Source organism: Chromobacterium sp. (assembly GCF_041912965.1).
GTDB classification, from domain to species: domain Bacteria; phylum Pseudomonadota; class Gammaproteobacteria; order Burkholderiales; family Chromobacteriaceae; genus Chromobacterium; species Chromobacterium aquaticum.
This window is the reverse complement of record NZ_JAYSGF010000012.1, coordinates 46,849-66,422: the sequence shown is the minus strand read 5'-3', so window position 1 is coordinate 66,422 and position 19,574 is coordinate 46,849. Positions and strand designations below refer to the sequence as shown.

The window sequence follows — 19,574 nt, the reverse complement described above, 5'->3', positions numbered from 1 at the left end:
GGATCTTCATCCTGGCGCTCAGAACGCCGGGATCACCGCGCCCTGGTACTTGCTCTCGATGAACTTGCGCGCTTCCGGGCTGGCCAGCGCGGCGGCCAGTTTCTTCACGCCGGCGCTGTCCTTGTTGTCGGCGCGCGCCACCAGCAGATTGGCGTACGGCGAGGTGGTTTCGATGAACAACGCGTCGCGCTTGGGATTGAGCTTGGCTTCCAGCGCGTAGTTGGCGTTGATCAGCGCCAGATCCACCTGCGGCAGCACGCGCGGCAGCGTTGCGGCTTCCAGTTCCTTGATCTTCACCTGCTTGGCGTTGGCCGCGATGTCCTTCACCGTCGGATACAGATTTGTGCGGTCCTTCAGCTTGATCACGCCGCCCTGATCCAACAGCAGCAAGGCGCGGCCGGCATTGGTCGGATCGTTGGGAATGGCCACGGTCGCGCCCTTGGGCAGGTCCGCCACTTTCTTGAACTTGCTGGAGTAGGCGCCGAACGGCTCGATGTGCACCGGCTTGCTGGCTACCACCAGCTTGGTGCCGCGGTCCTTGTTGAACTTGTCCAGGTAGGGAATGTGCTGGAAGAAATTGGCGTCCAGGCGCTTCTCGGACACTTGCAGATTGGGCTGGACGTAGTCGTTGAACACCTTCACCTCCAGCTTGACCCCTTGCTTGGCCAGGGTAGGCTTCAAGGCTTCCAGGATTTCCGCGTGCGGCACCGGCGATGCGGCCACGGTGACGGTCACCGGCTCGGCGGCCAGCGCTTGCGCGCCCCACAGCGCGGTCACGGCGGTAAAGGCGAAGCGAGCGATATTCTTTTTCATGATGCGATTTCCTCTATTCAACACAATGTTGGGGTTCAAATCTCTTGGATTTCCAATACGGCCGCAGCGCCGGGCGCTCAGAGCCAACTCACGATCTCGCGAGCTAAGGCGAGACAAGGCGAGACAAGGCGTTGCGGCTGAGAAAGCGGAATGTACAAGTGGTACATGAGCATTTCGAAGCGGCACTCACCGTGTGACGTCTCACGACGCGCAGCAGATCGTGAACAGGTTCTCAGCCGCGTTGACAGCGCAGCACCAGCCTGTCGCCAAAGCTCTGGATCACTTGCACCAGCACCAGCAGCAACAGCACCGTCACCACCATCACCTCGGTCTGGAAGCGCTGGTAGCCGTAGCGCACCGCCAGGTCGCCCAGCCCGCCGCCGCCGATGACGCCGGACATCGCGGTATAAGACACCAGCGCCACCGTGGTCACCGTCGCCGCGCCCACCAGGCCGGGCAAGGCCTCCGGCAGCAGCACATGACGCACCACCTGCCACAGGCTGGCGCCCATGGACTGGCTGGCCTCGATCACGCCGCGGTCCACCTCGCGCAGCACGTTTTCCACCAGCCGCGCGAAGAAGGGCGAGGCGCCGGCGACCAGCGGCGGAATCGCGCCGGCCACGCCTATCGAGGTGCCCACCAGCTTCACCGTCAGCGGGATCATCACGATCAGCAGAATCACGAAAGGCAGGGAGCGGAACACATTGATCAGAAAGGACAGCACCGCATACAAGCGCGGCCGCGCCCGCAACTGACCCGGCGACGTCACGTACAGCAGCACGCCCAGCGGCAGGCCGAACACCACGGTGAACAATAGCGACGCGCCCAGCATGGTCAGGGTGTCCAGCGTGGCCAGGCCTATCTCCGGCCAGTCCATGCTCAATAATTGCGCCCAATCGAAACCATCCATCACAGCACCTCGCAACGCACGCCCTGGCGGGCGAATAATTCCGGCAAGCTCTCCAGCGGAGCTTGCGACTCGATCACGCCGGCCACCAATTGGCCGAACGGCGTGCCCTTGATCTCGGACAGCGTGCCGCTGACCAGATTGAAGCGGGCGCCCGCCTGCTTGCCCACCACGTCCAGCACCGGCTGCAGGGTGGGCGCGCCGACGAAGGTCAGCTTGATCAGCGGCGCGCCCACGCGCTGCTGCCAAGTCTGACGCGCCTCCTCTTGGTACAGCCCGGTTTCCGCCAGCAGGCCGCGGGTCACTTCATGCCGTGGATGCAGGAATACCTCCAGCACCGGCCCCTGCTCCACCACGCGGCCGTGATCCAGCACCGCCACCTGATCGCACAGCTGGCGGATCACCCGCATCTCATGGGTGATCAGCACAATGGTCAGCCCCAGCTGGCGATTGATGTCGGCCAGCAGGGTCAGGATGGAATCCGTGGTTTCCGGGTCCAGCGCCGAGGTCGCCTCATCGCACAGCAACAGTTCGGGATGATTGGCCAGCGCGCGGGCGATGCCTACGCGCTGCTTCTGGCCGCCGGACAGCTGCGCCGGGTATTTGTCGCGATGGCCGGCCAGGCCCACCAGCGCCAACAGTTCTTCCACTCGGGCATCCATCTGGGCCGCGCTGACGCCGCCGGCCAATTCCAGCGGGAAGCGCACATTGGCGGCCACGGTGCGCGACTTCAACAGATTGAAATGCTGGAACACCATGCCGATGCGCTGGCGGCGCAGCTGCAGCTGCCGGCTGTCCAGCGCGGTCAGCTCGGTATCGCCCAAGCGCACCGCGCCGCGGTCCGGCCGCTCCAGCAGGTTAAGGCAGCGCACCAGGGTGCTCTTGCCGGCGCCGGAACGGCCGATGATGCCGAACACCTCGCCCTTGGCCACTTTCAGGCTGACATCGTCCAGGGCCAGCACTTCGCGTCCATCCACGCGGTAATGTTTGTATAAGTTTTCTATCGCAATCATGTCTTGCCTCTGATCTCGCCGTCCGTCCACGCCACTGCCTGGCGATTGCGATCCAGTCTATAAGCAAGCCACATAAAACCTAAAGAACTATGAATTTACCCATTTATTCAAATTAGAAATATAACGAGCAAATCGCCGCGGATTTGACCCTATCCATCCCAGCCGCCGGTGATTTTTGCTACATTGCTGTTTTGCCCGAATACCGATACAGCACGTCATGACCGCCTTTACCAGCTGCAATCCCGCCACAGGAGAAGTCGTCTACACCCGCGCCGCCTGGCCGGAATCCCAATTGCCCGTCGCGCTCGCGCAGTTGCGCGCGGCCCAGCGCCGCTGGCGCGCGCAAAGCGTGGCCGAACGCGCCGCGCAATTGCTGCGCGTCGCCGATCAATTGCAGGCCCACCGCGAGGAACTGGCCGGCCTAGTCACGCTGGAAGTGGGCAAGCGCACCGCGGAATGCCTGGCCGAGATCGACAAATCCGCGCAATTGATCCGCTATTACGCGCAGCTGGCGCCGGAACTGCTGGCCTCGCTGGAGATTCCCACCCAGGCCAGCCGCAGCGGCGTGGCCTTCGAAGCCCTGGGCACGGTGCTGGCGGTGATGCCGTGGAACTACCCGATCTGGCAGGTGCTGCGTTTCGCGGTGCCGGCGCTGATGGCCGGCAATGCCTGCCTGGTCAAACCGGCGCCGTCGGTGCCGCAATCCACCCAGCGTCTGCTGGAACTGGCGCGCGCCGCCGGCCTGGAAACGCTGGAGGTGGCCTGGATAGACCATGACCAGGTGGAAGAAGCCATCCGCCAGTGCGACGCTGTTGCCTTCACCGGCTCCACCCAGACCGGGCGCGCCATCGCGGCGCTGGCCGGCCGCCATCTGAAGAAAACCGTGCTGGAACTGGGCGGCAGCAATCCCTTCATCGTGCTGGCCGACGCCGATGTCGCCGCCGCCGCGCAGGACGCCGCCAACTCCCGTTTCCGCGACGCCGGCCAAAGCTGCAACGCCGCCAAGCGCATGATTCTGGTGCCGGAGATCGCCGACGCCTTCATCGCCGCCTTCTGCGCCGAGGCCGCCAAGCTGCGCGCCGGCGACCCGCGCCACCCGGCCACCACCTTGTCGCCGCTGACCCGCGCCGATCTGCGCGAGGCCTTGCACGCCCAGGTTCTGGACGCCGTCGCCCACGGCGCCGAGCTGCGCCTGGGCGGCCAGATGCCGGTCACGCCCGGCTTCTTCTACCCGGCCACGGTGCTGGACCGGGTCAATCCGGACTGCCGCGTCTACCACGAGGAAGTGTTCGGCCCGGTGGCCAGCATCTTGCGCGCGCGCGACGAGGCCGACGCGCTGCGCCTGGCCAACGACACCCCATTCGGCCTGGGCGCCAGCATTTACAGCGCGGACAAGGAACGCGCTTGGGCGCTGGCGCGCCAGATCGAGGCCGGCAGCGTGTTCATCAATCGCCACACCAGCTCGGACCTGCGCCTGCCTTTCGGCGGCGTCAAATCCTCGGGCTATGGCCGCGAGCTGTCCGAGTTCGGCTTGTACGAGTTCGTCAACGTCAAGACCTACTGGCAGAAGTAGTCCCGCGCGCAGCGCACGCGGAATGTTCAGTCGTCCGCCATGTCTTTATCATGACGGACATGATGAACCGCTTGCTTTTGCCTCCTCCGCCGGCGCTGGCCCCCTTGCTGCGCTATCTGCACCTGCAGCTGGACAGCGCAGGCGAAATCCAACTGCCGGCCACGCCGTGGCCGCATATCGGCGTGCTGCTGGCCGGCCGCAGTCAGACCGTGATCGACGGCCTGATGGTGGCCACTTCGCCGCGCGCCTTCGTCAGCGGCCCCATCACCCGGCCGATCACCCTGCGCGTCACGCCGGGCACTCGCTTCATCAGCGCGCTGCTGCGGGTGGGACAACTGCCGCGGCTGCTGCCGCTGGACTGTTGGCGCTTGAGTGATCAGGTCTGGCCGCTGGAAGAATTGATAGGCGGAGATGAGGAGGCCAAGCTGTGCGACAGCCTGCAAGCCTGCGCCCAGCCGCAGGACTTGGCCGATGTCTTCGGCCGCTGGCTGCTCAAGCTGGCGGCGGAGCGGGAATTGCGCCAGCCGCGCGCGCTGCGGCTGCCGGTGGCGCGCCTGTTCGAACAGGACGCCGCCACGCTGGCCGCCGACTGCGGCCTGAGCCTGCGCCAGTTCGAGCGCCGCTTCCTGGCCAGCTACGGCCTGCCGCTGCGCGACGCTCGCCGCCTGCTGCGCTTCGTCAATATGCTGGGGCTACTGATTTGCCGGCCGCAGGCCGGCGGCAAGCTGGCGGCGCTGGCGCAGGACTGCGGCTACTTCGACCAGGCGCACATGGCGCGCGATTTCCGCGCGCTGTCCGGCTTCACGCCGAGCGAGATGCTGCGCCGGGTGCACGGCGCCGACGACGCCGCGCTCAGCCTGCTGCAATACAGCCCGGCCGAACGCAGCCTGGTGCTGGGGCCGGACAATAGCGATGTGCAATTGCTGGACCTGCTGCCCTGAGCGCCTGCGCAAAGTCTCGAGCTAGAGCGAGACAAGGCGAAAACAGCTGAGGAAGCGGAATGTACCCGCGGTACATGGGCATTTCGACGCGGTACTCATCGTGTAATGCTCCACGACGCGCAGCGGATCGTGAACAGGTGCTTACTCCCGCTCCGGCAGCCGCGCGCGCAGTGTCTCGCAATGCGCCTGCCAGTCCAGCAGCCGGCGCTGCAACAGCGCCAGCGCCTGATCCTGGCTCTCCCACTCGGTCACCAGCTTGCGCTGCTCGCTGAGCGGCGGCAACGGCACCCAGGCCTCGGCCAGCGCGGAGAAATCCAGACACGCCTCCTCCACCGCCGCGCCCAGACGCTCCAGGCAGAAACGCCACCATTCGGATTGACGATAACAATCGAAGAAGGCCGGCAACAACAGTGTCTCGTCCAGCACAAAGCCTTGTTGACCATCGGCGGCGAGCAAGGTCAGCTCCTTCTCGTTGCGCGCCAGCCCACCCTGGTACAAGCGCGCCGGATCAAAGGCGAAAGCCTGCGGCGGCACGCTCAGCCCCTGGCCGCTGCCGGCCTGGCGCCAGCCGTCGGCGACGGGCTGGCACAACTCGCCCGATGCCGTCTCCGCCAGCGGCGTCGCCAGCTCGCCGAGTTTGCGCAGCTCCCAATTGCCGGGAATCACGCCCAGCGGGCTGGGCTTGAACGACTGGTGCGGGCTCCATTTGCCCATGCGCCGCGTGCCATAGCCGCGGTTGAGCAAGGCCTGGATCCGGCTAGGCCGCAGCTTGCGGCTGGCCGCGTACTGGCTGGACAGCAGTTCCAGCTTCTCCTCGGCCAGGCTCAGGCAGCCTTCCAGCTCGCCCGGCTCCAGCTGCCAGCCCTGCTCGGTCAAGAACGCGCCCAGGCGCAGGTCCAGCGCCTGCTCCTGCTCTTGCAGCCCGGTCAGCTCGGTGGCCAGCGCCTCGGCATCCACCACCTCGGCGGTTTCGTCCGGCGCGAAATAACGCTGCAGATTGAGATTGCCGCGATGCCCCTGTTTGACCTCGCGCAAGCCCACCACCCGCAGATAATCCGGCTCCTCCCGCTCATCCTCCACCGCCGCGCGGTAGGCGCGGAGAATGTGCTCCACATCCTCGGGCCGCAGCGCGTTCTGCGCGCGTCCGCGCGCGAAGGCCTTGCTGGCGTCGATCAATATCACCTTGTTGCGCAGCGGCGCCGGCTTGTTCTTGTTCAACACCACCACGCAGGTGGGCATGCCGGAGCCGTAGAACAGCGCCGGCGGCAGGCCTATCACCGCCTCGATGCGGTCGCCGGACTGGCCGTGGCTGCCGAACAGCAGGGCATTGCGGATGCGGCCCTCGTCGCCGTCGCGGAACAGCACGTCGTGCGGCATCACCAGCGCGGCGCGGCCATCCTCCTTCAGCGTGGCCAGCACATGCTGGACAAAGGCGTAATCGCCGAAGCTGCGCGGCGGAATGCCGTAGCCGAAGCGCTTGTGCTCATCGACCAGCTTCTTGTAATTGGGCTCGGCCGGTCGTTTGCGGTGGCGCTTCTTGCCATCGGCCGGCGGCGCTTCCGCCACCTCGGCTTCCAGCGGCGTCCACCAGTTCTTCACCGTGAACGGCAGTTGCGCCACGGCGCGGTCGAAACGCGGCAGCAGGCCCTCCGGCGACAAATGCCCGGGCGCCACCAGGGTGTCGCCCAGTTCCAGCTTCATTTCCACGCCGTGGAAATACGCGCACAGCTTGGCCATGGCCCAGGTGGCCGGCAGTTTTTCCTGGCCGAAGATTTCCAGGTCCACCGTGCCGTCCGCCCGCTTTCCGCCGGGCCGGCCGGCCATCATCCGCCATGCGTCGAACAGCGTGCCGGCCGCGCCGCAGCTGGGGTCGTACAGGCTGTGTCCCGCTTGCAGCTCCACCAATTCCAGCAGCAGCCGGCTCACCGGCGCCGGCGTGGAAAACGCGCCGCCGCGCTTGCCGGACTCCACCGCGTAGCGGCGCACCAGCCCCTCGCAGACCTCGCCCAAGCGGGACGGGTCTTCCAGGTCGGCATTGCCCAGCTTCAAGGCGCCGATATGGTTCATCAGCGGATGCAGCACCTCGTCGCTCAAGCGCTTGTGTCCCTGGTATTGCACCACGCTGAGCACGCCGGCCAGCGCCGGCCGGTGTTCCTCCAGCGCTACCACCGCCTTGTCCAGCGCCTCGCCTATGCCCTTCTTGCGCTCCTGCAGGCCGGGCCAGCGCGCCGTCTGCGGATAGATTCCGTATTGTTCCTGCACCACGCCGTCGGCGCGCTTGCGGCTCATGCCCTCGGCCGCCACCAATGCCTGCACCCGCTCCACGAACACATCGTGGCAGCGCTTGAGCACAAACAGGCCGAACACATGATTCTTGTAGTCGTAGAGATCCACCTGCTCGCGCAGCAGCTCCGTGGACGCCCACAAGTCTTGTTCCAACTGGTCCGGGGATAGCAAAGTCATAAGGCAACAACCAAGAAAAATGACAAACCCGGCTATTTTAGCCGCATCGTCGCCGGGCGTCGGCAGAGAATGGTCGCGCGGCAATGCTTCATGACAGGACAATTCATATTCATGTCATTCTTTCGTCATTAGGCGCGCCTAGACTGCGGCTCTCCCGCATCACACACGCACGACATCATCATGACTTTGGCCAAACGCCTGTGGCTGACCATACTCTTCACCCTCGCCAGCCTGGCGTTGGCCCTGGTCCTCACCGGGCAGCAACTGCTGGACCTGACCCAGGCGGTGGAACGCCATAGCGCGCGCCAGCAACTGAGCGCCAATCTATACCAGCTGAAAGCCAGCGTGCTGCAGCTATCGCGGCTGGACCCGCTGCTGCCGGACAGCCCGGCGTTGCTGCGGCAGACCAGCCAGACCGTGGCGCAGCTGAGCCAGGACATCGCCGCCGGCCTGCCGGCCGCCGAGGCGCAAGCCTTCCGACTATCGGTCACCCCGCTGTGGAGCGCTTACCAGCGCAATCTGAACAGCGCGCTGACCATAGCCGAAACCGCGCCGCAAGACGCGCTGGCCATCCCGGAACAAGCCTGGCAGCAGCACCTGCAGCCGCTGGCGGCGCAGCTGGACCGCCTGCAGCGGCAGGAGCAGCAGCGGCTGCGCCAGGAAAGCGCGCAACTGCGGGACACGCTGGGCCGGCTGGCCTGGCTGACGCTGGGACCGCTGGGCCTGGCCAGCCTGGTGGTGGTGGCGATGCAGCTGGCGCTGGCACGCCGGCTGAAACGACAGCTGCAAGCGATGGCCGCCGCCGCCGACGCGCTGGGGGAAGGCAATCTGGCGATGCGGCTGCCGGCCCAGGGCCGCGACGAGCTGGCCGCCACCGCCAGCCGGCTGAACCTGTTCCTGGACAAGCTGAGCGAGCTGCTGCGGCGCGTGGAGGGCGATGCCCGCCGCAGCGGTGGCGATTGCCAGCGCCTGCAGTTGCTGACCCTGCAAGTAGCCGACGCCAGCCGCCTGCAAAGCGCCAAGGCCAAGCTCAGCAATGAAGCCGCCCACGCCGTGGCCGACAGCGCCCAGAGCGTGGCCGGCCATCTGCAACAGGCTGACGCCCACACCCGCCAGGCGGCGGCGGACACCGAGAGCGCGCGCGAACTGGGCCAGCGCAACGCAGAAGCGATGCAGGCGCTGGCCGGCAATATGGAGCACGCCCAGGCGGAAATGCGTCAGCTCAAGCACAGCCTGGACGATATCGCCGGCGTCAGCGGCCTGATCCGCGATGTGGCCGAGCAGACCAATCTGCTGGCGCTCAACGCCGCGATCGAAGCCGCCCGCGCCGGCGAAAGCGGCCGCGGCTTTGCCGTGGTGGCCGACGAAGTGCGCAAATTGTCCGAGCGCACCCGCGCCGCCACCGGCAGCATCTTCGACGCGCTGGGCAAGGTGGAGGGCGCCACCGGCTCGCTGCATGCCGCGCTGGAACAGGCCGGCGACGCCTGCGCCGACAAGCTGGATTCGCAGCAGGCGCTGGACCAGGCGCTATTGCAAGTGGACGCCGGCCTCGGCCGGCTGAACCGGCTGATGGCCGATATCCGCGAACACAGCGCCGCCCAGGCCCGCGCCGGCGGCGACATCCGTCAGCATGGCCACGAGGTGGCCCACCTCGCCGCCGCCATCGATCAGCAGATGCAGCAAGCCGCGCCGGTGATGCAGCACCTGGCCGACGCGGCCCAGGATCTGAACCAGACCCTGAGCTGGTTCCGCATCGATGCGCCGCAACCCGCCGCGGCCGATCCTGCGCCGAGCTGGCGGCTGCAACAGCAGCCGGCCTGACGCGCCGCGCCGCCGGCAATTAGGCATAAAATTGCCGGAGGCGAAAATTTCGAGCATTTATTCCAGACAAAGACTTGCCATGCGCTCATGCGCGCAATGGTTTGCCCTTTTCATCGCCATTTTCAATCTTCTGTCATAAGCGAGAATACATTTCGTTACATACCGTAATGAAAAGCAAAGGTAGATTAGCCCCCTCTTATAAAAGAGCACATCAGACCGGGCCCACCCGGCACCCGGGACAAGCTCGCCGGCGCTCTCCGCGCCGACGCATCCAGCACGCCGTCATCCTCTATGCCATGCCTCCGCCCCGGACGGCCGGGCGAGCGCGTCGTGGCCGGAACTTGTCTCCATCGCTTGCCCGCCGTGTCCGGCGCTGACTCCACCGGGCCGTCGGGTTTTTAGAACCCGTCTTCGCCTTGCCGCGCGTTTGCGCGCGAGATCGCGAGCGGGCTCTTTGACAGGAGATACCTTTGACACAGCAACACTCGCGCCATATCGGCCCCATCGCCCTGATGCTGACCGGCCTGGGCTCCATCATCGGCTCCGGCTGGCTGTTCGGCGCCGCCCATGCCGCCCAGATCGCCGGCCCGGCCGCCATCGTCGCCTGGATAGTCGGCATGGTGATCATTCTTTCCATCGCCCTCAGCTACGCGGAACTGGGCGCCATGTTCCCGGAAAGCGGCGGCATGGTGCGTTACGCCCGCTACTCCCACGGCTCCCTGCTCGGCTTCATCGCCGGCTGGGCCAATTGGATCGCCATCGTCTCGGTGATCCCGATCGAAGCCGAAGCCTCGGTGCAATACATGAGCTCCTGGCCCTATGCCTGGGCGCAGCATTTGTATTCCCAGGGCGAGCTGACCCCGCCCGGCCTGATGCTGGCCGCGCTGCTGGTCATCGTCTACTTCATGCTCAACTACTGGGGCGTCAAGCTGTTCGCCAAGGCCAATAGCGCCATCACCATCTTCAAGGTGATCGTGCCGGCGCTGACCGTGGGCGCGCTGATCTACAGCGGCTTCCACCCCGGCAATCTGGGCGGCGCCACGCCGGGCGGCTTCGCGCCGTTTGGCTGGGCCAGCGTGATGACCGCGGTGGCCACCAGCGGCATCGTGTTCAGCTTCAACGGCTTCCAAAGCCCGATCAACCTGGCCGGCGAGGCCCGCAATCCGGGCAAGAGCGTGCCCTTCGGCGTGGTCGGCTCCATCCTGCTGGCGGCGGTGATCTATGTGGCGCTGCAAGTGGCCTTCATCGGCGCGCTGTCGCCGGCGGACCTGGCCCACGGCTGGCAAGGCCTGAACTTCAGCTCGCCCTTCGCCCAGCTGGCGATGGCGCTGGGCCTGAACTGGCTGATGCTGCTGCTGTACTTCGACGCCTTCGTCAGCCCCAGCGGCACCGGCGCCACCTATATGGCCACCACCTCGCGCATGATCTATGGCATGCAGCGCAACGGCACCATGCCGGAGATCTTCGGCCGCATCCACCCGCTCTACCACATCCCGCGCCCGGCGATGTGGTTCAACCTGGCGGTATCCTTTGTCTTCCTGTTCTTCTTCCGCGGCTGGGGCACGCTGGCGGCGGTGATCTCGGTGGCCACCGTGATTTCCTATCTGACCGGACCGATCAGCGCCGCCGCGCTGCGCCGCTGCGCCGCCGATCTGCCGCGCCCCTTGCGCCTGGCCGGCCTAGGCGTGGTCGCCCCGTTCGCCTTCGTCTGCGCCTCGCTGGTGCTGTATTGGGCGCGCTGGCCGCTGACCGGCGAGATCATCTTCCTGATCGTGGCCGCGCTGCCTGTGTATTTCTGGTACCAGGCCCGCGCCGGCTGGCCCGAGTTCGGCCGCGAGCTGAAAGGCGCGCTGTGGATGGTGCTCTACCTACCGACGATGGCGCTGCTGTCTTATATCGGCAGCCAGGACTTCGGCGGCATCGGCCTCTTGCCCTACGGACCGGACATGGCGGTGGTGGCCGCGGTAGCGCTAGCCTTCTACTACTGGGGCGTCAACAGCGGTTGGCGCACCCGTTACCTGGACGCCGAGCACGACGCCCGCGCCGTCGCCGACATGGAAGCCGCCGAGAACGCGCCGCGCGGCAAGCTGGCCGGCCAGCAAGCCTAAACCCCTGCCGGGAGCCGCTCAGCCGGCTCCCGCCGCGGGCGGCCTCGCGCCGCCCTCGGCTTCCATCTCCTCTCCCAAAGCATCCAGCACTGGCAGAAGCGCTCGCAAGGCGGCGCTGCGATACCCGCCCTTGCGCGTCAGAACCGCCGCGGTGCGCGCCGGCAACGGCGTTTGCAATCCCAACGCTCCCAATTCCGGATGCCGCCGCGTGATCGCCCACGGCAGGATGGTGGCGCAATCGCCGTGACGGACCATTTCCAACACCGCGCCTATGCTATTGGCTTGCGCCGCGATCCGCGGCTTCAGGCCCAAGTCCTGGAAATAGCGATCGATATGGCCGCGGGTGGCGAAATCCGCGCTCAATAGCGCCCACGGCGTCCGCGCCAATGCCTCCGCGCCGAGCGCCTGCGTCCGCTGTCGCCACGGGTGGAGGCCGCCCACCACCACGGCCAGGGTTTCGCTGAATAGCGGGCGCGCGTCTATCTCCACCGAGCGCGCCTGATCGAAAGCGATTCCCACGTCGATCTCGTCCGCCAGCAAGGCCAGCTCGATCGCGTCCAGCGTCGCCTCGCGCACGCATAGTTCGATGCCGGGGTAGAGCCGGCGCAGCCGCGCCGCCAGCGGCCCCAGCAGATAACTGGCGAAGGTCGGCGTCATCGCCAGCCGCAGACTGCCGCGCGACAGATCGCCGACGTCCCGGGTGGCGCGCTGCGCCGCCTCCAGCTCGCGCAGCGCGCGGCGCGCGTATTCCAGATAGGCGGCGCCGGCATCGGTGGGCCGCACCGTGCGCCCCCCGCGGTCCAGCAGCTGCGCGCCCACCATCTCTTCCAATTGCTTGATCTGCTGCGACAGCGTGGGTTGCGACACATGCAGCGCCTCGGCCGCCCGAGTGAAATTGCCGTGCTCGACCACGGCCTGCAGATAACGGATATGTCGGAGAATCATGCGTCCAAACTATAGGAAATAATTATGGAAATCATTTTATATCGGTCTTGTACCCTATAGATAAAAAGCCTCATCCTTGACGCATCCCTTCCCCGCCAAGGAGCAAGCCATGCAAGCCCTCATCGACGGTTTTCTGAAATTCCAACAAGAAGCCTATCCCCAGCGTTCGGCGCTGTTCCGCCAATTGGCCGATAGCCAGGCCCCCGGCGCGCTGTTCATCACCTGCTCGGACAGCCGCGTGGTGCCGGAACTGCTGACTCAGCAAGAACCCGGCGCGCTGTTCGTGATCCGCAACGCCGGCAACATCGTTCCCTGCTACGGGCCGGAGCCGGGCGGCGTCACCGCCTCGGTGGAATACGCGGTGGCCGCGCTGGGCGTCGCCGACATCGTGGTCTGCGGCCATTCCGACTGCGGCGCGATGACGGCGATCGCCAATGGCTGCTGCCTGGACCATCTGCCAGCGGTGGCGGGCTGGCTGCGCCACGCCGACTCCGCCAAAGTGGTGAACGCGGCGCGCCGGCACGACAACGCCCGCCAGCGGCTGGACGACATGGTCAGGGAAAACGTCATCGCCCAACTGGCCAATCTCAAAACCCACCCCTCGGTGGCGCTGGCGATGCGCCAGGGCCGGCTGACCCTGCACGGCTGGGTCTACGACATCGAAACCGGCGCCATCCTGGCGCTGGACCACGCCAGCCAGCGCTTCGTTTCCCTGGCGGATTTCCCGCTGACCCGCGCCGCCTGAAAGCGGCGCCTCCCGCAAACCACAAGAAAGGACCATCCCATGCAACAATCCAATATCAGCCAGGACCTCCGCGTCGAACTGACCGCCCGCGCCCTCGCCGCCAAGGCCTTGAAGGACCTGAGCTGGGAGCAGTTGGCCGCCGGCACCGGCCTCAGCCTGGCCTATGTCACCGCCGCCGTGCTGGGCCAACACGCGCTGCCCAAGCCCGCCGCGGAGCTGGTCTGCGAACGGCTGGGCCTGAACGCGGCCGACGCCCTGCAACTGCAGGCCATTCCGCTGCGCGGCAGCATACCCGGCGGCATTCCCACCGACCCCACCATTTACCGCTTCTATGAAATGATCCAGATCTATGGCACCACGCTGAAGGCCTTGGTGCATGAGAAGTTTGGCGACGGCATCATCAGCGCCATCAATTTCAAGCTGGACATCCGCAAAGTGGAAGACCCCGACGGCGGCGAACGCGCGGTAATCACCCTGGACGGCAAGTTCCTGCCCAATAAGCCCTACTAAGAACCTGTTTACGATCTGCTGCGCATCGGCGATACGGCGTTGAAAACAGGTTCTTAAGAAGCGCTCCCGGCTCTTTCCGGCATCAAGCCCACTCGGATAACCATGGGCATACCCATCCGGATATCCGGCGAGGCGGGGCTTCCCCGCCTGTTGCCTGGCGGCGCATCTTGCGCCGCCATCTTTTTACCGCCGGCTGCCGCCGACCAAGGCCGCTTGACACCGCTGGCGCCACCCAATTAGTTTGCAAGTTAATTTTCTCCAGCCTGCCGCGCCGCCAGTCCATCAGGGGGTCACGCCATGCAGAACGACAATCCGCTCAAGCACATCCCCACTCTGGCGATGCTGATCGCGCTGTCCATCGCCGGCGCCATCATCGGCATCCAGCTGCTGTGCACCCTGGGCATCACCCCGAGCACCTCCATCATCGGCGCGCTGCTGGCGATGCTGCTGTCCAGGCTGCCCTGGGCCGCATTCCGCCACTACCGCTCCATCCACACCCAGAACCTGGCGCAGACCGTGATTTCCTCCGCCACCTTCGGCGCCGCCAACAGCCTGCTGATGCCCATCGCCGTGCCCTGGGCCATGGGCATGCCCGAGCTGATCCTGCCGATGTTCTGCGGCGTGGCCGCGGCCATGCTGCTGGATGGCTATCTGCTCTACCGCCTGTTCGACACCCGGGTCTTTCCGGCCGGCAATGCCTGGCCGATAGGCGTGGCCACCGCGGAAGCGATCCAGGCCGGCGACCAGGGCGGCCGCAACGCACGCCTGCTGCTGGCCGGCATTGCCGCCGGCATCGCCGGCGCCATGCTCAAAATCCCGATGGCGGCCTTTGGCACCGCCTTCATCGGCAATATCTGGGCGCTGAGTATGCTGGGCCTGGGCCTGCTGCTGCGCGCTTACGCCGAGCCGGTCGCCGGCATCGACCTCAACGCCCGCTACGTTCCGCACGGCGTGATGGTGGGCGCCGGCCTGGTCGCCCTGTTCCAAGTGGCGCGCGTGATCCGCGCCAAGCAGCCCGACGGCGGTCGCGCCGCTCGCCCGGACCGCGAAGTGCGCCACGCCCTGGGCCTGGGCGCGGCGGGCTATCTGCTGATCTCCATGTTGCTGGCGCTGGCCGGCGGCCTGTGGAGCGAAATGACGCTGCCCATGCTGCTGCTGTTCGTGCTCTACGCCGCGTTCGCCGCCTTCGCCCATGAGTTGATCGTGGGCATCGCCGCCATGCACTCCGGCTGGTTTCCGGCCTTCGCCGTGGCACTGATCACCTTGATCGTCGGCATCCTGCTCGGCTTTCCTCCGCTGGCGCTCTGCCTGCTCACCGGCTTCTCCGCCGCCACCGGACCGGCCTTCGCCGACATGGGCTTCGATCTGAAAACCGGCTTCATCCTGCGCGGCCACGGCCGGGACCTGGCGGCGGAGCTGCATGGGCGGCGCATTCAGATGTTCGCCGCCATCGGCGCCTTCCTCATCGCCATTCCGGTGGTGTGGCTGGTCCATGCCGGCTATTTTGCCCAGGATCTGCTGCCCCCGGCGGCGCGGGTGTTCGCCAAGACCATAGCCGCCGGCAGCCAGGCCAACCTGGCCTACACCCTGGGGCTATGGGCCCTTCCCGGCGCCATCATCCAGCTGGCCGGCGGGCCTGGACGCCAACTCGGCGTGCTGCTCGCCACCGGCCTGCTGATCAACAACGCCGGCGCCGGCTGGGCGCTGCTGCTCGGCATCGCTTTGCGCATCTATATCAGCCGCCGCTGGGGCGCCGCCAGCCGCCCACCGATGGAGGTGATCGCCGCCGGCTTTATCGCCGGCGACGCGCTCGCCAGCTTCTTCGCTTCCATCGCCGCCACGCCCGGCAAACGTTAAGGACACACGCCATGAGCTTGCAACAAACCCTGCAGGTATTCGAACTGATGGATAGCGCCAAGGTGAGCGGCGCGGACATCGTCGAACTATTCGCCGCCGATCCCGGCATCCGCGCCGTCAGCCGCCGCGTTCAGGGCGTCAAGGGCGGCACCGACTTTGTCCGCATCGACATCCCCGGCGCCAACGGCAAGAGCGCCGGCGGCGCCGCGCCGACGCTGGCCATCATCGGCCGCCTGGGCGGCATCGGCGCCCGTCCCGACCGCATCGGCCTGGTTTCCGATGCCGACGGCGCCATCGCCGCCGTCGCCTGCGCGTTGAAACTGGCCCGGATGCAACGCAACGGCGACGCTTTGCCCGGCGACGTGATCGTCACCACTCACATCTGTCCCGACGCCCCCATCCTGCCGCGCCAGCCGGTGGACTTCATGGATGCGCCGGTGGACGACGCGACGATGAACCGCCACGAAGTGCCGGCGGAAGCGGACGCCGTGCTGTCGATCGACACCAGCAAGGGCAACCGCATTCTCAACCACAAGGGCTATGCGATTTCGCCCACCGTCAAGGAGGGTTACATCCTGCGCGTGGCGGAAGACCTGCTGCGCATCATGGAACAGAGCAGCGGCCGCGCGGCGGTCGCCTTCCCCATCACCACCCAGGACATCACGCCTTACGGCAACGGGGTCTACCATTTGAACAGCATTTTGCAGCCGGCCACCGCGACAAGCGCGCCGGTCGTCGGCGTCGCCATCTGCGCCGAAACCGTGGTGCCGGGCTGCTGCACCGGGGCCAGCCATGAAACCGATATCGCGCTGGCGGTGAAGTTTGCGCTGGAGGTGGCCAAGGCGTTCGGCCGCGGCAACTGCCGTTTCTACGACGCGGACGAGTATGCGCGCCTGCTCGAGCTATACGGCAGCCTGCGCCATCTGCAACTCAGGCAAGCATCGGAAACGGATGGCGTGGAAGGGACGATAATGCCGGCCACCAGTTAAAGCGCCGCCGCCCAAACCGGAACGAACACATGGCCAAAACCGCGCTGGCTTGACCGGTACCGGGCTTTGGCTATGCTGTGATAGTCCTCTCCCGTTTCCGGTTCCATGTGTGTCGCTGATCGTCGCTTCCCTCATTGTGGCCTGCATCGGCGTGATCACTTGGCAGCACTCGGTGCGCGCGGAATTATTACTGCCAAGAAAACGCTGGCTGCAAGCTTCCTTATTACTATCCGCCGGCATGCTGCTGGAAGGCGAGATATCCACCCAGCGCGACTGGCTCCTGGCGGTGGGCAGCGGTTTCAGCAATGCCGGCATCAGCTTGCAACTGACCATCATCGCCCGCTTGATCGGTTTGCGCCCGCCACGCTGGCTATGGCTGGCGGTGGGCGTTTACTCGGCCATCGACAAATGGGTGCCCAATCCGCTGCTCAGTACCCTATTGGACGCGCTGGAAATTCCCTTGCTTTATCTGTGCGCCAGCTGGCTGTTCATGACGGCGGAACAGCGCATCTGCAATAACCGCTATAGCCTGACCGCCTTATTGTTCCTGCTCGGCGCCATGGTGTACGGCTGGCGGGACGGCCACGGCATTTACCAGCAATACCTGGGCTTTGGCTTCATTCCGCACCAGGAACTGCCGCTGCACGCCCTGGCCTTGACCCTGGCATCCGCGGCCCAGGTGTGCGGTTCCGTGGGTTTTCTCAACATCGTGCTGCAAAAGCAGAACAGCCGGCTCCAGGATGTCGCCAGCCTGGACCCGCTGACCTCGGCCGGCAACCGGCGCGCCTTGCAGCACTGGCTGGATCATCTAGACCCGTCGATGGAAATCGCCTGCGTGATCATGCTGGACATCGATCACTTCAAGGCCGTGAACGACCGCTATGGCCACTTGGCTGGCGACCAGGTGCTGCAGTCCTTGAGCCAAGAACTGCGCGGCCACATCCGCGATCAAGACCTGTTGATCCGCTATGGCGGGGAGGAATTCTGCCTGGTGCTGCCGAATATAGGCATCAGCAGCGGCGAGAGAATCATTGATCGGCTGCGGCGGCAGTTCAGCCAGTTGCAGCCGCTGACGCAGCATCCCGAGGCGCGCTGCAGCTTTTCCGCCGGCATCCATCTGTGGCGCTGCCAGCAGCAGGACTTCGGCCAGGCCCAGCAATCGGCGGATCAGGCCTTGTACCAGGCGAAACAGGCCGGCCGCAATCAAGTGGTCCGCTCACGCTGAGCATCGGGCATGGCCACAAAAAAACCGCCGGGTTTCCCCGGCGGTCGTCGTGTGCAAGGCTGACGGCTTAGAGCCTGTTTACGATCTCGCGAGCTAGAGCGAGACAAGGCGTTGCGGCTGAGAAAGCGGAGTGTACACACGGTACATGGGCATTTCGAAGCGGTACTCACCGTGTCACGTCTCACGACGCGCAACAGATCGTCAACAGGTTCTTAGAGCACCGCCAGCGCGGCGTCGTAGTTCGGCTCCTCGCCAATCTCAGCCACCAGCTCGCTGTGCAGCACCTTGTTATCCTTGTCCAGCACCACCACCGCGCGGGCGGTCAGGCCGGCCAGCGGGCCGGAGGCCAGCTTGACGCCGTAATCGGCGGCGAACTGCGGATTGCGGAAGGTGGACAGGGTCACCACATTGTCGATGCCTTCGGCGCCGCAGAAGCGCTTCTGCGCGAACGGCAGGTCGGCGGAGATGCACAGCACCACGGTGTCGGCCAGCTTGGCCGCGCGTTCGTTGAACTTGCGCACCGACATCGCGCAGGTCGGGGTGTCCACGCTAGGGAAAATGTTCAGCACCTTGTTCTTGCCGGCGTAGTTGTCCAGCTTGGTCTCGGCCAGGTCGGCGGAGGTCAGGGTCAAGGCCGGGGCTTGCTGGCCCTTGGCCGGCAGCGCGCCGGCCACTTCAACCGGATTGCCGCGCAGGGTAACGGTAGCCATATGGGAATTCCTCATTGGGTTTCAGGGGGTGAATGCCTTCTAGTGTGCGGCAGCTTGGCTGAATTTCAACCCCTCCCAAAGTAGGGCCAAGCCGGTATCAGGCCATCGGCCGGCTGCGCAGCCGCTCGGAACGACCACGCAGCCACTCCAGCGTCAACAGCATCAGCACCGAAAACCCGATCAACAGCGTGGCCGCCGCGGCGATGGCGGGGCTGAGGTTTTCGCGGATGCCGCCGAACATCGCCCGCGGCAGCGTCGCCTGACCCGGCCCGGCGACGAACAGCGTCACCACCACCTCGTCGAAGGAGGTGCCGAAGGCGAACAGCGCGCCGGAAATCACGCCAGGCGCGATCAGCGGCAGCGTCACCTTGAAGAAAACCCGCAGCGGCGACGCGCCCAGGCTGGCGGCGGCGCGCACCAGATTGCGGTTGAAACCCTGCAGCGTGGCGCTGACGGTGATCACCACAAAGGGCACGCCCAGCGCCGCGTGCAGCAGCACCAGCGTCAGATAGCTGTTGTCCATGCCCAAGGGCGCGAAGAACAAATAGCCGGCCACGCCGACGATCACCACCGGCACCACCATGGGCGAGATCAGCACCGCCATCAACAGGCCCTTGCCGGGAAACTCGGCGCGGGTCAGGCCGACGGCGGCCAGCGTGCCCAGCGTCATCGCCAGCGCGGTGGCCAGCGGCGCGACGATCAGGCTGTTCTGCAAGGCGCGCATCCACTCCGCCGAGGAGAAGAACTCCTGATACCAGCGCAAGGAAAAGCCATTGAGCGGATAAACCAGGAAGGCGCTGCCGTTGAAAGACAGCGGAATGATCACCAGTACCGGCAGCACCAGGAACAGCAGCGTCAGGCCGCCCAGCAGGCGATGCAGGTAAAACCACAGCCGCTCTTCCGGCAAGGTGTGATGGCTTGGCATCGGTTTGGCTCTCCAGTATCGGTTGGGTC

Annotated in this window: 16 protein-coding genes; 9 read left to right on the top strand and 7 right to left on the bottom strand. The window is 66.0% G+C overall.

Features of this window, described 5'->3' with window-relative positions; genetic code table 11:
• Nucleotides 1-18: 18 nt before the first annotated feature.
• The 3 genes from ACE3QM_RS08715 to ACE3QM_RS08705 form a co-directional block, all read right to left on the bottom strand.
• On the bottom strand, nucleotides 19-813 hold the full coding sequence (locus ACE3QM_RS08715; RefSeq protein ID WP_231461734.1) for a MetQ/NlpA family ABC transporter substrate-binding protein: 795 nt from the start codon (nucleotides 811-813) through the stop codon (nucleotides 19-21).
• 232 nt (nucleotides 814-1,045) lie between these two features.
• Nucleotides 1,046-1,723: a methionine ABC transporter permease gene (locus ACE3QM_RS08710; protein WP_374421420.1), complete on the bottom strand. Its 678-nt coding sequence runs from the start codon at nucleotides 1,721-1,723 to the stop codon at nucleotides 1,046-1,048.
• Nucleotides 1,723-2,733 carry a methionine ABC transporter ATP-binding protein gene (locus ACE3QM_RS08705; RefSeq protein WP_231461736.1) on the bottom strand — a complete coding sequence of 337 codons (1,011 nt, stop codon included), beginning with the start codon at nucleotides 2,731-2,733 and terminating at the stop codon, nucleotides 1,723-1,725. Before ACE3QM_RS08705 ends, ACE3QM_RS08710 begins: the two co-directional genes overlap by 1 nt.
• A 217-nt stretch (nucleotides 2,734-2,950) precedes the next feature.
• On the opposite strand from ACE3QM_RS08705, the gene ACE3QM_RS08700 reads away from it, so the two are divergent.
• Both ACE3QM_RS08700 and ACE3QM_RS08695 read left to right on the top strand, forming a co-directional pair.
• Complete coding sequence (locus tag ACE3QM_RS08700) at nucleotides 2,951-4,306, top strand: aldehyde dehydrogenase family protein (RefSeq protein ID WP_374421419.1); 1,356 nt, start codon at nucleotides 2,951-2,953, stop codon at nucleotides 4,304-4,306.
• Between the two features lie 62 nt (nucleotides 4,307-4,368).
• On the top strand, nucleotides 4,369-5,247 hold the full coding sequence (locus ACE3QM_RS08695; RefSeq protein ID WP_374421418.1) for a helix-turn-helix domain-containing protein: 879 nt from the start codon (nucleotides 4,369-4,371) through the stop codon (nucleotides 5,245-5,247).
• Between the two features lie 141 nt (nucleotides 5,248-5,388).
• On the opposite strand, the gene ACE3QM_RS08690 is transcribed toward ACE3QM_RS08695, so the two are convergent.
• A complete protein-coding gene (locus ACE3QM_RS08690; protein ID WP_374421417.1) occupies nucleotides 5,389-7,710 on the bottom strand; it encodes an N-6 DNA methylase in 2,322 nt (773 codons plus the stop codon).
• A gap of 180 nt (nucleotides 7,711-7,890) precedes the next feature.
• Here ACE3QM_RS08690 and ACE3QM_RS08685 point away from each other — a divergent pair, with 180 nt between their 5' ends.
• Together ACE3QM_RS08685 and ACE3QM_RS08680 are read left to right on the top strand one after the other, a co-directional pair.
• Nucleotides 7,891-9,531, top strand: coding sequence for a methyl-accepting chemotaxis protein (locus ACE3QM_RS08685; RefSeq protein ID WP_374421416.1), 1,641 nt, complete (start codon nucleotides 7,891-7,893; stop codon nucleotides 9,529-9,531).
• A gap of 470 nt (nucleotides 9,532-10,001) precedes the next feature.
• Nucleotides 10,002-11,639 (top strand): APC family permease, encoded by a 1,638-nt coding sequence (locus ACE3QM_RS08680; protein WP_231461743.1) that lies wholly within the window; start codon nucleotides 10,002-10,004, stop codon nucleotides 11,637-11,639.
• Between the two features lie 18 nt (nucleotides 11,640-11,657).
• On the opposite strand, the gene cynR is transcribed toward ACE3QM_RS08680, so the two are convergent.
• Complete coding sequence (gene cynR / locus ACE3QM_RS08675) at nucleotides 11,658-12,584, bottom strand: transcriptional regulator CynR (protein WP_374421415.1); 927 nt, start codon at nucleotides 12,582-12,584, stop codon at nucleotides 11,658-11,660.
• A 109-nt stretch (nucleotides 12,585-12,693) separates the two neighbouring features.
• Between cynR and ACE3QM_RS08670 the strand changes: the two genes are divergently transcribed.
• The 5 genes from ACE3QM_RS08670 to ACE3QM_RS08650 all read left to right on the top strand — a co-directional run bounded on the left by ACE3QM_RS08670 (nucleotide 12,694) and on the right by ACE3QM_RS08650 (nucleotide 17,910).
• Nucleotides 12,694-13,329, top strand: coding sequence for a carbonic anhydrase (locus ACE3QM_RS08670; RefSeq protein ID WP_048408696.1), 636 nt, complete (start codon nucleotides 12,694-12,696; stop codon nucleotides 13,327-13,329).
• A gap of 39 nt (nucleotides 13,330-13,368) precedes the next feature.
• Entirely contained in the window at nucleotides 13,369-13,839 is a 471-nt protein-coding gene (cynS, locus tag ACE3QM_RS08665; protein WP_374421414.1) for a cyanase, read from the top strand.
• 297 nt (nucleotides 13,840-14,136) lie between these two features.
• Entirely contained in the window at nucleotides 14,137-15,696 is a 1,560-nt protein-coding gene (locus ACE3QM_RS08660; RefSeq protein ID WP_374421413.1) for an OPT/YSL family transporter, read from the top strand.
• An 11-nt stretch (nucleotides 15,697-15,707) separates the two neighbouring features.
• Complete coding sequence (locus ACE3QM_RS08655; protein WP_374421412.1) at nucleotides 15,708-16,685, top strand: DUF1177 domain-containing protein; 978 nt, start codon at nucleotides 15,708-15,710, stop codon at nucleotides 16,683-16,685.
• A gap of 109 nt (nucleotides 16,686-16,794) precedes the next feature.
• Complete coding sequence (locus tag ACE3QM_RS08650; protein WP_231461749.1) at nucleotides 16,795-17,910, top strand: diguanylate cyclase; 1,116 nt, start codon at nucleotides 16,795-16,797, stop codon at nucleotides 17,908-17,910.
• A gap of 212 nt (nucleotides 17,911-18,122) precedes the next feature.
• Here the strand turns inward: ACE3QM_RS08650 and tpx are convergent, their stop codons facing one another.
• The gene (gene tpx / locus ACE3QM_RS08645) at nucleotides 18,123-18,620 is read right to left on the bottom strand and encodes a thiol peroxidase (protein ID WP_048408624.1); all 498 of its coding nucleotides are present in this window, start codon (nucleotides 18,618-18,620) and stop codon (nucleotides 18,123-18,125) included.
• A 97-nt stretch (nucleotides 18,621-18,717) separates the two neighbouring features.
• Nucleotides 18,718-19,545 carry an ABC transporter permease gene (locus tag ACE3QM_RS08640; RefSeq protein WP_374421411.1) on the bottom strand — a complete coding sequence of 276 codons (828 nt, stop codon included), beginning with the start codon at nucleotides 19,543-19,545 and terminating at the stop codon, nucleotides 18,718-18,720.
• Nucleotides 19,546-19,574: the final 29 nt, after the last annotated feature.

Excerpts from the sequence above, each read along its gene's own strand:
- tpx (WP_048408624.1), bottom strand. The coding sequence starts at position 18,620 with ATGGCTACCGTTACCCTGCGCGGCAATCCGGTTGAAGTGGCCGGCGCG.
- ACE3QM_RS08700 (WP_374421419.1), top strand. The coding sequence starts at position 2,951 with ATGACCGCCTTTACCAGCTGCAATCCCGCCACAGGAGAAGTCGTCTAC.
- ACE3QM_RS08685 (WP_374421416.1), top strand. The coding sequence starts at position 7,891 with ATGACTTTGGCCAAACGCCTGTGGCTGACCATACTCTTCACCCTCGCC.
- ACE3QM_RS08710 (WP_374421420.1), bottom strand. The coding sequence starts at position 1,723 with ATGGATGGTTTCGATTGGGCGCAATTATTGAGCATGGACTGGCCGGAG.
- cynR (WP_374421415.1), bottom strand. The coding sequence starts at position 12,584 with ATGATTCTCCGACATATCCGTTATCTGCAGGCCGTGGTCGAGCACGGC.
- ACE3QM_RS08690 (WP_374421417.1), bottom strand. The coding sequence starts at position 7,710 with ATGACTTTGCTATCCCCGGACCAGTTGGAACAAGACTTGTGGGCGTCC.
- ACE3QM_RS08655 (WP_374421412.1), top strand. The coding sequence starts at position 15,708 with ATGAGCTTGCAACAAACCCTGCAGGTATTCGAACTGATGGATAGCGCC.
- cynS (WP_374421414.1), top strand. The coding sequence starts at position 13,369 with ATGCAACAATCCAATATCAGCCAGGACCTCCGCGTCGAACTGACCGCC.
- ACE3QM_RS08660 (WP_374421413.1), top strand. The coding sequence starts at position 14,137 with ATGCAGAACGACAATCCGCTCAAGCACATCCCCACTCTGGCGATGCTG.
- ACE3QM_RS08715 (WP_231461734.1), bottom strand. The coding sequence starts at position 813 with ATGAAAAAGAATATCGCTCGCTTCGCCTTTACCGCCGTGACCGCGCTG.
- ACE3QM_RS08670 (WP_048408696.1), top strand. The coding sequence starts at position 12,694 with ATGCAAGCCCTCATCGACGGTTTTCTGAAATTCCAACAAGAAGCCTAT.
- ACE3QM_RS08695 (WP_374421418.1), top strand. The coding sequence starts at position 4,369 with ATGAACCGCTTGCTTTTGCCTCCTCCGCCGGCGCTGGCCCCCTTGCTG.
- ACE3QM_RS08705 (WP_231461736.1), bottom strand. The coding sequence starts at position 2,733 with ATGATTGCGATAGAAAACTTATACAAACATTACCGCGTGGATGGACGC.
- ACE3QM_RS08640 (WP_374421411.1), bottom strand. The coding sequence starts at position 19,545 with ATGCCAAGCCATCACACCTTGCCGGAAGAGCGGCTGTGGTTTTACCTG.